Genomic DNA, 13,313 nt, shown 5'->3' on the forward strand with positions numbered 1-13,313 from the left:
CACAAGGAGGTCCCGCCGTGACACCGATGTCGAAACCCGCGATCGCGCTGCCCGTCGATGCTTCCGGTCCGCAGGCGGTGCCGCCGGTCGCCACCGCGGTGCCCGCCTTCATCGGCTGCACGCAGCGCGCCGATGACGGGCATGGACGGTCGCTTGTGGGCACGCCGGTCAGGATCACGTCCCACGCCGAATTCCTGGCGTACTTCGCGGAAGCCGGTGCCGCGTCCGCGCCGGCACGCCCGCAGTACCACCTGGTGCCGCAGGGCGTGCCGCTTGAGAGCATGCCGCTTGAAGGCACGCCGCCGAAGACCGCCGCGCAGCTCGTCATCGGCAATCAGCGTTTCGCCGTGCTCCCGGATCCCGGCACGCTCTACCGCCTGCATCGCAGCGTCGCGCTGTTCTACGCCAACGGCGGCGGCGATGCGTGGATCGTCTCCGCCGGCCTCTGCGGCCCGGCCACCGGCCAGCCGGTCGAGACCGCGTCGACGTCACCGGTCAATCCGAACCTCTCGCTCGCCGCGCTGCTGCAGGCGCTGGACGCGCTGCGCGACCAGACCGAGCCGACGCTGTACGTCTGCCCCGATGCCACGCTGCTGTCGCCGCAGGACAACGCCACGCTGATGCAGGCCATGCTGGCGCAGGCCGACGCGCTGGGCACGGCCCTGTGCCTGTTCGACGTGATCAACGGCGACCACCCGACCGCGGACGGCTACACGCAGGACATCGCGGCGTTCCGGCAGGCGACCGGCAACGTCGGGCTCGACCGCGGCGCGTGCTACTACCCGTTCATCGTCACGAACGGCCTGATCGACGCCGCACTCGACGACGCCATCGACTTCACGCATCTGTTCGGCGGCGACACCAAACGCCTCGCAGCGCTGCTCGAACTCGGCGATGGCCCCGATCCCGCCGTCGCGTCGATCCTCGCCGCCATCGGCACCGCCGCGCCGGCCGACCGTGCCGCCCTGCAAGCAAAGCTGCTCGCGGCCAGCCGCACGTATGCAAGCATCGTGCAGGTCGTGCAGATCGCCGCAGCCACGGTACCCGCCAGCGGCGCGATGGCCGGCGTGTACGCGAACAACGACAACACCCAGGGCGTGTGGACCGCGCCCGCCAACACCGGCATCGTCGGCGTGACCGACTTGCCGTTCCTGTTGAACGACGCGCAGCAGGCCGGCCTGAACGTCGATCCGGTCACCGGCAAATCGATCAACGCCATCCGCGCGTTCACCGGCCGGGGCATCGTGGTCTGGGGCGCGCGCACGCTGGACGGCAACAGCCAGGATTGGCGCTACATCCACGTGCGCCGCACCATGGATTACATCAATGCGACCCTGTGCGAGATCATGCGCGCCTGCGTGTTCATGCCGAACGACGCCAACACCTGGTCGCTGGTGAACATGCAGGCCGCCGCGTTCCTGACCGAGCTGTGGCGGCAGGGCGGGCTGGTGGGCGCCACCGCGTCGGACGCCTTCACGGTGGCGACGGGGCTCGGCACCACGATGACCGCGCAGGACCTGCTCGACGGCTACATGCGATTGACGGCACAGGTGGCAGTGATGAGGCCCGCCGAATTCCTCGTGACCACGCTCGAACAGCAGATGCAGTCGCCGGCCGATTGATGCGTCAGGTGCGCGATGCCTTGCCGTCGCAGTGGTCCTCGACCAGCGTGCAGGTGAACCGCGCCTTGTCGAGCAGGATGCGCAGGCCGGGGAAGCGCAGCAGCGCGTAGCGGTCGTCGCCGCGCACCCGCGCCTCGGCGTCGGCGGCCGACACGGTGGCGTCCGCGTCGACGGCATCGAGCGACGCCTTCGCGAGATGGCGATGGACGTAGAGCCAGCCTTCCCACTGCGCGAGGTCGTCCGCGAGGACGGCGGCCAGCACGTCGTACACGCGCTGCATCGCCTCGGTGAGATAGGCTTCGCGTCCGGCGGAACCGGGCACGATCGCCGCGTGGAAGCGCAAGTGCAGCGAGGCGTCGGGACGGCGCAGGCACGTGACCGGGATGATCGGCGCGCCCGCCGCGTGCGAGAGATACGCGGTGCCCGACCGCGCCGACAGTGTCTTGCCGAAGAACGTCACCGGCAGCAGGTGGTCGTCGCCGCTGCCGGTACCCGTGTTGCCGTCGACGTACAGCACCAGCGGCGTGCCGCGCTTCAGCGCACGCAGCCCCTGCAGCACGCTGTGCTTCTTCTCCGCATCGAGGATGTCGAGCCTGCCGTGCCAGCCGCAGGCCGCGCGCGCCCGCACGGACGCGGCGAGGAAATCGTCGGCCTGCCGCTCCAGCGTGCGGCCGGAGACGAACAGCAGGCAGTCGACGCCGCGCGCCGCGAGCGCCTGGAACAGGAACTTGTAGGACCCGAAGTGGTAGGTGCAGAAGATCTTCGGTGCGCCGGCGCGCCAAGGCAGGTCGCCGCACTCCGATGTGATGTGCGCGTCGCGCAGCATGCCGAAATCGTTCTGGTCCAGCGCGCTCATGCGCTGGTGGTGCAGCAGGCCGCGGATCAGCGCATGCGTCTGCGCCGCATCCAGCGACGGAAAGAAATGCCGCAGGTTGGCGTCGGCGATGTGGAGTGCGTTCGCGAACGCCGCGTCGGCGGTATCGAGCGAGGCAAGTTCCGCGTCGATCCGCGCGAGGACGGCGGCGGATCGCGAAGCGGCGGCGGCCATGCGTGCGGCGGGCGTCGGAGTCGTGTTCGTCGATCGACTGGAACGGCCCGGCATCGATGCCGGGCCGTTCGACAGGCTCAGTAGCTGGCCGGGCACTCCGGATTGCCCACGCACTCGCAGCAGTAGTAGAAGCCTTGCATCAGCGATTCCTTGTCCGGAATCAGCGCCTTCAGCTTGGTGTCGAGATCGCTCAGGCGGAAGGCCGCCTTCTTGTCCAGGACGTCGTTCATTGCAGTCTCCGTGCGATGGTTGAATCCGATGTCGGGCCCGTTGCGGGCCGGCGGCCGATCATCGGTTTCGTCAATCGCGGCTGTCAAGCGCGGGCGCGCCGACGCCGAATCCCCGGCAAGCAGGAGGCGTGCGCGAGGCCCGCGCACACGTCATCCGGGCACCAGGAACGCCTGCATCCGCGCCAGCTCCGCCTCCAGCCCCGCCTTGAACGCGGCATCGCGCGGCGCCTTGCCGGCGACGTAGCCGAAGTCGCTCGCCAGCGCGCCGTCGCGCAGCGAGAGGTTGCCCCAGCCGATCACGCGGTCGTGCCACAGCAGCGGCAGGGCGTAGTAGCCGAGTTTGCGCCTGGGCGCGGGCGTGTAGGCCTCGAAGCGGTAGGTCCAGCCCCAGAGCAGCTCGAAGCGGCGACGGTCCCAGACGATCGGGTCGAACGGCGTGAGCAGCCGCACCGCGTCGTCGGGTGCCCAACGTTTCGACGATGGCGTTTCGTCCGCCGGCCAGTACCAGTCGATGCCGTCCACGCGCGCGGTGCCGAGCCGCTGCTTCGCGCGCGTGAGCGCCGACGCACGCCGCGCTTCCCACTGCGGCACGCCGCCGGCGAGGAAGCGCACGAGCTGCGCCAGGCTCGGCGCCGGCAGCGGCGCGTACTTGCGCACGATCACGTCGACCAGCGCGTCCATGCGCGCGTCCGCGTCGTCGCCGCCGACCGGCGCGGCATCGCCCTCGCGCGGCGCGTAGACGCGCGTGCCGCCGTCGCGCCGCGCCACGCGCAGCAGGCCGCGATGGTGCATGGCATCCAGCAACTGCGTGCTGGCGTTCGACGACCCGCCGAACCAGTTCGTCACCTTGCCGTGCGCGAAATGCGCGTCGACCTCGCGCGGATGCGCGGTGCCGCGTTCGGCGATGAACGCCAGCACCGCGCGCGCCTGCTTCCAGCGCGTGGGCGTCCATGCCGTCCGCGCCGTGCGCGGATGCATCAGCGCGTGGTGCGCGCGCGGCAGGAACCCGTAGTTGACGAAGAAATCTTCCTCGACCGGCAGCGTCGGATAACGGCGCTCCAGATCGCCGGCCCGGTAGTCCTTCACCCGATGCCGCAGCGTCAGGTCCTGTGCCCGCGCCGGCGCCCGGATCGGATCCGCCTGCACGAACCCCAGCCGCTCGATCGCCCGCATCAGCGTCGTCGGCCTGAACAGCGTGCGCGCCACCGCATGGCGGCGCAGATGGTCGAGCGTGAGGGGCATGACGGACGTCGGCGGATGGGAGCGCGGGTCATCTTAGCGCTGTCGCGATGGCGCGCAGGCCTGCCGCTGCCGCCGCGCTTCGGATCAATGCGGATGCGCGCGAAAGACGCCGTCGTCGTCCGGCAGGATGAAGGTGATCGCGTTCACGCCGTCGTTGCTCGGCGCGGGGAACGGGCCGTAGACGAGGCGTTCGCCGTCGCGCAAGTCCGGGAATTCCGCCGGGATTTCGGCCGATGCGCAGATGACCTGGGTTTCGATGTCGATGCCGTCGTGCCCGATCCTGCCGACGATGCATTCGCCTTCCCGTGCGATGATCGCGTCGATCTCGTCCATGGGCAGATCGCAGACCAGGCAGCGCTTCATGCCGTCGTCGAAATGGAAGCTGACGACACTGCCGGGGCTGAAGCGATCGCGGATGGACGTGAGTGCGGCCACGTTGTCGCAGCAGTACCAGCGCGTATCGCCACCGCCGCGTGCGATGCGTTCGAGGACGACCGCGCCTGCATGCTGCAACCGATGCACGACGCCCCAGGCGTCCAGCAATTGGCCTGTGATCGCATCCCGGGTCGACATGGCGGCCATTCTGCATCACGCCGCAGCGTCGATGGCTCGATCACCTCGCAGCGTCCCGAGTAGGGTGGCGGTGAGCGCAGCGAACCCCACCGGAACGAAGCAACGCCCGTTCCGTGGGCATCGCACCGACCATGCCCGGGGCTTCGCTGACACCACCGATGCGGTCACGCCGGATGGTGGGGTTCGCTGCGCTCACCGCCACCCTGCGACGGCCATGCATGCCCCATTCTGGTGCAACGTCGGCCCGCGGACGGCCGCGCTTGCGGCACGAAGGGGCGAGCGTGCCGCTTTTTTCGCCAGCGTTGCCCCTCGAACCGGCAACGATGGCCCTCCGACCGGCATGTGGATGCCCCTTCGACCCGCATTGTTGCCCCTCCGAGGGCCATGCATGCCGCTTCGACGGCCTCGCATGCCCCTTTTTGGTGCAAGGTCGGCACTTCGAGGGGCAGCGATGCCGCTTTTTTCGCCATCGTTGCCGGTCAAAGGGGCAACGTCGGCGCTTCGAAGGGCATCGATGCCGCTTTTTTCGCCATCGCTGCCGGTCGAAGGGCAACGGTGGCACTTCGAGGGGCAACGCTGCCGCCGGGCGGTTGGCGGGGCAGGGAAGGAGCGAGTGGCGTCGAAAGCGGGCGCCGTCCACAGGCGGCGGCGGGTCGGCGCGCATCGCACGGGTGGCGGATTCGGTCCGGTTGACCGTCCGGAGGGGCGTGCGTAGAGTCGATGGCGGTGCTGAACACACCTCTCTCTAGGCGGCCAACCGCCCTCGTCAGTCAGGCGGTTTTTTTGCGTCCACAGGATTCGCGTTGCCCGGATTCGGGCGACGCCTCTCCATGGCCGGGTGGCGCGCAGCCATACAACACCCGAAAGGGGAAAACTGCGGGCCGTCCTAGAGCGGTGTTCAAGCACCCGGCCGCCCCTCTGAACAGGGGGCGCAATCGAACACTCTCTAGGAAACCGACATGCCCGCACGTACCCGCAAGCCGCGTAAAGAGCGGCACCTCACCACCACGTACACCCACCGCGACTATTACGACGACGGCTTCTGGGTCAGGTCGCAAAGCTTCCCCGTCCTCCGCTTCGGCGGTGCCTGGCTCGCACAGGCCGGCTTCGCCATCGGCCAACGCGTCCGCGTGAAAGTCCACAAGCACCGCATCGTGATCGAACCGGCGACGTAGTCGCGCACGACGTCAGCTTGCGGGTTTCCGCTCCGACCACGGCGGGCCAAGGCCCGCCCTACGTCCAACACCACGCGTAGGGCGGGCTCAAGCCCGCCTCGACTTTTGTTGTGTGGATTATTTGATGCTGTTGGGAGTTGGAGTCGGCTTTCCCTCGAGATTGGCTAGGTACATGGCCAATCCAAAATAATCTGATAAAAAAAACCTTACGGAATAAATTTGTAAAAAAAAGAAAATAAGGATGAGCGTGATGCCAATGGATATCTCAAGCGTCGTGTTGGAAGCCGCCATAGATAATATTTGAAATCCGATACCACAAAGAAACTCAGTAAGACGATTTGTTGACCTTATTCTCTTGCCAGGAATTTCAAGACTCGATCTTGTTAGATCAATGGCCTCTTTTCGGCTTGATGTGCTCATTGAGCATGTTTTTTTTGTCAATTCCAGCCTTGCGAGCAGAGAGGTGGATCGAAGTGCTATAGAAAATATCAAGTATGAAAATAGTCTTGTGAATATTACTGATGCGACAACAACGACAGATGCGAAAATAAAATCGCCGATGATGGACTGGCTGAGGAGCTTGCTGGAGGTCGAGGTTATCTCACTCGTTGGTGTCGACCATAAAAAAACAAATAGGCTATCTTTGTTTTTTTCTCTGTTTGCGAGGAACAGAAGAGATGAAATAAGAAAGAGTGCAGCCCTGTGGAAAGGGACCGCACTTGTTACGGTATCTGCATATGATGATGTTGCTGATTCGAGCAAGGACATATTTTTAGGCTACGCTCAGAAACATGAGGTCTCCACCTTTAAGGTCAAAACCCATCGCCTCAACAACCGGTGCTACTATAAGCAAAACTTCGCTTCCATCATGGTGCGGGTGAAGTTCATCTACATCTCCGCGGTTATGCAGAAGTAAATTCACTTCTCTTCCTGTTGAAAGATTCTCGATTTTAGCGCTTGGTTTTGCGAATTTGTTTCCTCTGTCCAGCGCGCGAATTCGCGCTCGTATAGCCATAGCGGGTCCTAGTTCTTTACGAGCAGCTAAGGAATGAAATCGCTTTGCAATCTCTTGCGTGAACTCAAATGGAAGGTATGGCCCTGTGCCGTTTAGTCTTATGTCGACTGTGCTTCCTTTGATTCTATCCGGAGTAATAAGGCCAACCAATTGATCGATTTCTTTGATTATTGCGCGATTTGAATATGCTGTTGCCCAGTGAGAAGGTGGATTTTGAGCGATGTCATCATAAGTGGCGATATCATGCCCTATTTGCTGCGCGTATAGTTGTCTGCTATTAAATTGTGATTCTATTCCTTCGAACTGATCAATTGCCCGATTTGCCGCGTTCTCAAATACGGGTCTAATAGCTTGAGCCACTCTGTCTATTATCTTGTCTGCTCCATCTCGGATGGCATCAAGGAATATTCCGCCCTCTCTAGGGTAGGCTGCTATAAATTCGGTTTCCGGGTATTGTTCATTTTTTAAGCGAGCATGCTTCCAGACCTCGCCATAAGCGTTTATTAGGTATGCGCGATCAATTGCGCGCTGCATGTGTTCATAGGTCTTGGATAAAACGCGAATGGTTACTCGATGCTCGATGGTTATTGGCCCATCAAAATGGACGCTAAATGTCGCCACGTATCATCCCCCTTCCTTCGTTGTGTGCATTCTCGTATGGACTTTTATGGAGCGCTCAATCTACTCACTATTGTAAAAAAAGCGGAACGAGAAACCTGTAATTTTAGACAGGTTGAAAGCCGTGGGGTGGATGGGGCCTGCTATACAGTTTTGCAGAACATAAAAAAGGTGACCCTGAGGCCGCTTTTTTCGAACATCGATTCGCGAGAATCGATCCCATCAAACCCCACCGGATTCCCCTTCTCCTCGTCGATCCTGTAGAGCTTGATCGCACGGGCAACCTCCTTGCCGGTCATCGTGCCTTCCTGCCGCTCGTCGATCGTCGCCTGCTTCACCCCACCCGCGCCCCGATACTCCTCACTTCCACGTCCTGCGTCTGCTGCTGCGTCTGCTCCGGCGCCGCCATGGCTTGCGCCTGCGTCTGCTGCATCGTGTCGTTGACCTGCTGCGAGGCGGTCGTCAGGGAGGTGGCGTTGTCCTGTGCGGCGGGCAGGAAGGCGAGTTTCGCGGCGGGGTCGCCGAGGGCGCCCTGGCCGGCCACCAGGCCGTCGCGCTGGGTGTTGAAGACGACGAAGTCGATGCGGTCCAGTGCTTCGTTCTGGCCGCCCTGCGGGCGCTCGGCGCCGGCGAGGCTGGCGTTGGCGAGGTTCGCGGCGGACTGCTCCAGCCGGTCGCCGGTGAAGGTGCCGGGCGGGATGTTCGGTGAGCGTTCGATCGCGTCGAGCGCCTGCTGGTAGCGCGCGTGGCCCACGTGCTCCGGGTTGCGGATGTCCTGCGTGGTGTCGGCAGGCGGGGCTGCTTTCGGCGCTTCCTTCGGGGTGTCCGGCGCGTTGTCGGAGGTGCTGAGCGTGCGACTGGAATTGCCGATGCCCGGGACTTCCGGCTTGATGGTCTCGTCCAGTTGTCGGCCCGAGGCCGGCGCCCAGTGCCCGGTCATGCCGTCCTGCTTGGGCTCGGGCAGGCCGACGTCGCGCAGGACGCTGTCGGCCAGCGTGTTGGAGTTCTGCACCTGCGGGTCGTAGGGGTAGCGGTCGTCCTTGGTCTTCGCGTTGTCGATCATCTTCTGCCACGTCTGCGACAGGTCGTCGCCGGCGGCGATCGGCTCGCGGTACTGGCGCTGGCCCTTGGCGTTGGCGTTGTCCGGGTGATCCGGATTCGTGGCGTCGTAGGGCAGGTCGGTTTCGACGTGCATCTTGCCGTAGGGCAGGCCGGGCTTTTCGTCCCCGGTCCAGCCGCTGATGGTGTGCTGCTCGCCGTTGCGGTCGGTGTAGAGCAGGAACTTGTGGTGATAGTCCTGCCCCATGACCGACCCGATGTTGCGATAGCCGACTTCGATGGTTTCCTGCCGCGGCGTGTTCGCCTTGTCGCTGCCTTGCTCGTCCATGGCCGGCTCCTTACTGGTTCTTGAGGTGGAGCGCTTTCACTTCGGCCAGCCTGCCGGCGAGGTCGAACTCGAAGGTCATCACGACCGAGCGTGCGTCCGGGTCGAGCATCGCCCGGCCCTTGTCGTCGCGCAGCACAAGTCGGGTCGGCGTGTCCTCGATGACCCTGGTCGTCGGCGACGACGCGAAGGCGGCGGCGACCGCGGCCTTGTCCGTTCCCAGCGGAATGTGCTGCAGCACGATGCCGCTGACGTCGAGTTGCTCGAAACGCACGGGTTTCCGGGAGGCGTAGATCTCTTCCAGCATGGGACGAACTCCTTGATCCATCGTTCGGTTCTGCGTCGGCGCTTCGCGCTGCGACGCGATGCCTGCGCAGGAGGGCAGGGACAGGCCGGCGATGGCGGCCGTCAGGCACAGCGCCCAGCCGGTAGGGTGTCTTCGTGACATCGCGCTCTCCCGTCACATCCTGACGAATGGGGCATCGGCCACGACGCCGTGGCGGCGGCCGGATATTTCGGGACATTAGCGCGTCGGCGCGGGCGATGGAAAGGCGCGGAGCGCTTGCAACGAGGCAAGCCGACAAAAGGAAAGGCGGCCCTTCGGCCGCCTTCCTCATGTCGCACATCGATTCGCGAGAATCGCTCGCATCAAGCGCCGAGCGGATTCCCCTTCTCCACGTCGATCTTGTAGAGCTTGATCGCGCGGGCGACGTCCTTGCCGGTCATCTTGCCTTCCTTCGCGAGGGCGTCGATCGCGGCCTGGGCGATGTAGTAGCGGTCGACTTCGAAGTGGCGGCGGAGGTTGGCGCGGGTGTCGCTGCGGCCGAAGCCGTCGGTGCCGAGGACGGTGTAGCGCATCGGGACGAAGGCGCGGATCTGGTCGGCGAAGGCGCGGACGTAGTCGGTGGCGGCGACGGCCGGGCCCTGGCGGCCTTCCAGCAGTTCGGTGACGTAGGGCTTGCGCGGCGTCTTGGCCTCGGGATTGAGGCGGTTCCAGCGTTCGGCGTCGAAACCGTCGCGGCGCAGTTCGGTGAAGCTGGGGCAGGACCAGATGTCGGCGGTGACGCCGAAATCCTTGTCCAGCAGCTCGGCCGCGGCGATGGCTTCGCGCAGGATGGTGCCGCTGCCCAGCAGCTGCACGCGCAGTTCGCCCTTCTTCGGCTTGCCGGCGTCCTTCAGCAGGTACATGCCCTTGATGATGCCGTCGGCCGCGCCTTCCGGCATGTCCGGATGGGCGTAGTTCTCGTTCATCAGGGTGAGGTAGTAGTACTCGTCGTGCTGTTCGTTGAGCATGCGCTGCATGCCGTGCTGCAGGATCACGGCGACCTCGAAGCCGAAGGTCGGGTCGTAGGCGCGGCAATTCGGGATCGCGCCCGCGAGCAGGTGCGAGTGGCCGTCCTCGTGCTGCAGGCCTTCACCGTTGAGCGTGGTGCGGCCGGCGGTGGCGCCCAGCAGGAAGCCGCGCGCACGCATGTCCGCCGCCTGCCACGCGCTGTCGCCGATGCGCTGGAAGCCGAACATCGAGTAGAAGATGTAGAACGGCAGCATCTGCAGGTCGTTGGTGCTGTAGCTGGTGGCCGCAGCCATCCACGACGAGAACGCGCCGGCCTCGGTGATGCCTTCCTCCAGCACCTGGCCCGCGGCGTCTTCGCGGTAGTACATCAGCTGGTCGCGATCGACCGGCTTGTACTTCTGGCCGTGCGGCGCGTAGATGCCGATCTGGCGGAACAGGCCTTCCATGCCGAAGGTGCGGGCTTCGTCGGCGACGATCGGCACGCAGCGCGGACCGACGGCCTTGTCGCGCAGGATCACGTTCAGCGCCTGCACGAACGCCATGGTGGTGCTGATCTCGCGGTCGCCGGTGCTCTTGAGCAGGCGGTCGAAGACCTCGAGCTTCGGCGTCTCCAGCGACTGCGTGGCCTTGCGGCGGCGCTGCGGCAGGAAGCCGCCCAGCGCGCCGCGGCGCGACAGCATGTATTCGACTTCCGGCGACTTCGGGCCCGGGTGGTAGAACGGCACCGCGCCGTCCTTGAACTGCTCGTCCGGGATGTCGATCTTGAAGCGGTCGCGGAACGCGCGCACGGCGTCGTCGTCGAGCTTCTTGGTCTGGTGCGTGGGGTTGAGCGATTCGCCCGAGGCGCCCATGCCGTAGCCCTTCACCGTCTTGGCGAGGATGACGGTGGGCATGCCCCTGGTCTCGACCGCGTTCTGGTACGCGGCGTAGACCTTGTGTGGATCGTGGCCGCCGCGGTTGAGGCGCCAGATGTCCTCGTCGCTCATGTTGGCGACCATCGCCGCGGTCTCGGGATACTTCCCGAAGAAGTTCTCGCGCGTGTACGCGCCGCCGAAGGCCTTGCAGTTCTGGTATTCGCCGTCGACGGTTTCCATCATCAGCCGCTTGAGCTGGCCGGTGTTGTCCTTGGCCAGCAGCGGATCCCAGTAGCTGCCCCACACGGTCTTGACCACGTTCCAGCCGGCGCCGCGGAACTGGCCTTCCAGTTCCTGGATGATCTTGCCGTTGCCGCGCACCGGGCCGTCGAGGCGCTGCAGGTTGCAGTTGATGACGAAGACGAGGTTGTCCAGGCCTTCGCGGCCTGCGACCGAGATCGCGCCGAGGCTCTCGGGCTCGTCGCACTCGCCGTCGCCCATGAAGCACCACACCTTGCGGTCGGACTTCGGCATCAGGCCGCGGGCTTCGAGGTACTTCCAGTTGCGCGCCTGGTAGATCGCGCCGATCGGGCCCAGGCCCATCGACACGGTCGGGAACTGCCAGAAATCGGGCATCAGCCACGGATGCGGGTAGGAGCTGATGCCGCGGCCGTCGACTTCCATGCGGAAGTGGTCGATCTGCGATTCGGAGAGGCGGCCTTCGAGGAAGGCGCGGGCGTACACGCCGGGCGAGCTGTGGCCCTGCACGCCGATGAGGTCGCCCGGGTGATCGGCGCTGGGCGCGCGCCAGAAATGGTTGAAGCCGACGTCGTAGAGCGTGGCCGACGAGGCGAACGAGGCGATGTGGCCGCCGAGGTCGCCGGGCTTGCGGTTGGCGCGCACCACCATCGCCATCGCGTTCCAGCGGATCATCGAGCGGATGCGCCACTCCATGTGCGGGTCGCCCGGCATGCGCGGTTCGAGGTGCGCCGGGATGGTGTTGATGTACTCGGTGGTCGGCGCGAACGGCAGGTGCGCCCCGGCGCGGCGGGTCAGCTCGACCATGCCTTCAAGCAGCTGGTGCGCGCGATCGGCGCCGTCGGCGTCGATGACGGCCTTCAGCGACTCGATCCACTCGCGGGTCTCGGTCGGATCGGGGTCGTTCTGCAGCAGTTCGTTCAACCAGCTCATGGAAGCTCCGCGTGCGGCCCGGGGCCGCCGAATGGGGGATCGTCTGTTGGGTTCGTCGTCTAGAGCATCGATTCTATCAGCGGCATCCGGCCCCGCTCCGTACGGGGGCGTGCGGTGGGCGCGGGTGGTTGCGGGAATTCGATTGCAGGGCGCGTATTGAGATGCTGTCGTGCTCACGGGCCGCGCGCCGCAGATTGCTCCCGTGCGTAACTCAGGTACGGGTAGTCGGAGGCCTCGGCGACCAGCCCCGCTCGTACCGGATTGTCGAGGACGTACCGCGCAATGCGGTCGAGGTCATCCACATGTCTGACAGCACGGTCGTGGAAGCCGGGCATCCAGACCGCCCCTCGGCGCATGTCGACCCGATTCGCTGCGGTGGCGGTGATGCATTTCATCCGCCGCACAATGGAGGAGAGCGACTCGGTGGCGCCGAGATGGATGAGGGCGTGCAGGTGATCCGGCATCAGGACCCAGCAAAGAAGCCGAGATTCCAGCCACAAGCCTTCCTGGATGAGCGCATCGACCGTGGCAATCGCGGTCGCATGGTGAGCGAAGCGGAGTTCACGGCCCGTGGTCACGGTCGTGATCAGGTAGGCATGGTGTGGAAGTGAGCGTCGTCCCGCCCGCAGGCGACGATAGCCGGGATCGTGAAGCGGAACTGTCATGCTCCAAGCATGACGAAGCCGGCATCGCGCTTCAGTCGGAAACGATCGCATTCCGGATTAGGAAAAAACCGATCGGGATGTCGGGCGATGGCGAGGGGCGGCAAAAAGCTGTCGCGGCTCACGCCGCTCCCACAAACAACGCTGCGGCGGAACAGTGCACGGTGCTGGTGTTCCTGTGGGAGCAGCGTGAGCCGCGACAGGCTGCTGCCATCGCTTGATTGCCAGTATTGCCTCAATTCTTTCGCATCGCGCCGGCAAGCGTCCGGAAGCCGGCATCGCGCTTCAGTCGGAATCGATCGCATTCCCGATTCGGAAAAAGCCGATCGGGATGTCGGGCGATGGCGAGGGGCGGCAAGAGCTGTCGCGGCTTACGCCGCTCCCACAGAGGAAGGACTTCCATGG

13 protein-coding genes are annotated in these 13,313 nt (G+C 64.9%); 3 read left to right on the forward strand and 10 right to left on the reverse strand.

Features of this window, described 5'->3' with window-relative positions; all coding sequences use genetic code 11:
- The first annotated feature begins 26 nt into the window (after positions 1–26).
- Positions 27–1,622, forward strand: coding sequence for a phage tail sheath family protein (locus tag ACT53Q_RS04990; protein ID WP_476185780.1), 1,596 nt, complete (start codon positions 27–29; stop codon positions 1,620–1,622).
- Between the two features lie 4 nt (positions 1,623–1,626).
- Here ACT53Q_RS04990 and ACT53Q_RS04995 read toward each other — a convergent pair whose 3' ends face one another.
- The 4 genes from ACT53Q_RS04995 to ACT53Q_RS05010 form a co-directional block, all read right to left on the reverse strand.
- Entirely contained in the window at positions 1,627–2,670 is a 1,044-nt protein-coding gene (locus ACT53Q_RS04995; protein WP_476185557.1) for an LpxL/LpxP family acyltransferase, read from the reverse strand.
- 77 nt (positions 2,671–2,747) lie between these two features.
- Complete coding sequence (locus ACT53Q_RS05000; protein ID WP_476185558.1) at positions 2,748–2,900, reverse strand: hypothetical protein; 153 nt, start codon at positions 2,898–2,900, stop codon at positions 2,748–2,750.
- A gap of 150 nt (positions 2,901–3,050) precedes the next feature.
- Entirely contained in the window at positions 3,051–4,142 is a 1,092-nt protein-coding gene (locus tag ACT53Q_RS05005; protein ID WP_476185559.1) for a DNA glycosylase AlkZ-like family protein, read from the reverse strand.
- Positions 4,143–4,226: 84 nt separating this feature from the next.
- Positions 4,227–4,715: a hypothetical protein gene (locus tag ACT53Q_RS05010; protein ID WP_476185560.1), complete on the reverse strand. Its 489-nt coding sequence runs from the start codon at positions 4,713–4,715 to the stop codon at positions 4,227–4,229.
- A 959-nt stretch (positions 4,716–5,674) separates the two neighbouring features.
- Between ACT53Q_RS05010 and ACT53Q_RS05015 the strand changes: the two genes are divergently transcribed.
- Positions 5,675–5,890, forward strand: a complete 216-nt coding sequence (locus ACT53Q_RS05015; RefSeq protein ID WP_476185561.1) for a SymE family type I addiction module toxin — start codon at positions 5,675–5,677, stop codon at positions 5,888–5,890.
- Between the two features lie 772 nt (positions 5,891–6,662).
- On the opposite strand, the gene ACT53Q_RS05020 is transcribed toward ACT53Q_RS05015, so the two are convergent.
- From ACT53Q_RS05020 to ACT53Q_RS05045, 6 genes are all read right to left on the reverse strand, one after another.
- Positions 6,663–7,526: a hypothetical protein gene (locus tag ACT53Q_RS05020; RefSeq protein WP_476185562.1), complete on the reverse strand. Its 864-nt coding sequence runs from the start codon at positions 7,524–7,526 to the stop codon at positions 6,663–6,665.
- A 140-nt stretch (positions 7,527–7,666) separates the two neighbouring features.
- A complete protein-coding gene (locus tag ACT53Q_RS05025; RefSeq protein WP_476185563.1) occupies positions 7,667–7,861 on the reverse strand; it encodes a hypothetical protein in 195 nt (64 codons plus the stop codon).
- Positions 7,858–8,910, reverse strand: coding sequence for an XVIPCD domain-containing protein (locus ACT53Q_RS05030; RefSeq protein WP_476185564.1), 1,053 nt, complete (start codon positions 8,908–8,910; stop codon positions 7,858–7,860). Before ACT53Q_RS05030 ends, ACT53Q_RS05025 begins: the two co-directional genes overlap by 4 nt.
- A gap of 10 nt (positions 8,911–8,920) precedes the next feature.
- Complete coding sequence (locus ACT53Q_RS05035; protein ID WP_476185565.1) at positions 8,921–9,214, reverse strand: DUF6393 family protein; 294 nt, start codon at positions 9,212–9,214, stop codon at positions 8,921–8,923.
- Between the two features lie 341 nt (positions 9,215–9,555).
- The gene (aceE, locus tag ACT53Q_RS05040) at positions 9,556–12,246 is read right to left on the reverse strand and encodes a pyruvate dehydrogenase (acetyl-transferring), homodimeric type (RefSeq protein ID WP_476185566.1); all 2,691 of its coding nucleotides are present in this window, start codon (positions 12,244–12,246) and stop codon (positions 9,556–9,558) included.
- Positions 12,247–12,419: 173 nt separating this feature from the next.
- Positions 12,420–12,824, reverse strand: coding sequence for an REP-associated tyrosine transposase (locus ACT53Q_RS05045; RefSeq protein WP_476185567.1), 405 nt, complete (start codon positions 12,822–12,824; stop codon positions 12,420–12,422).
- A 29-nt stretch (positions 12,825–12,853) separates the two neighbouring features.
- On the opposite strand from ACT53Q_RS05045, the gene ACT53Q_RS05050 reads away from it, so the two are divergent.
- Positions 12,854–13,129: a hypothetical protein gene (locus tag ACT53Q_RS05050; RefSeq protein WP_476185568.1), complete on the forward strand. Its 276-nt coding sequence runs from the start codon at positions 12,854–12,856 to the stop codon at positions 13,127–13,129.
- The last annotated feature ends 184 nt before the right edge of the window (positions 13,130–13,313 follow it).

The sequence above is a fragment of the Lysobacter sp. DMC97 genome (assembly GCF_056313745.1).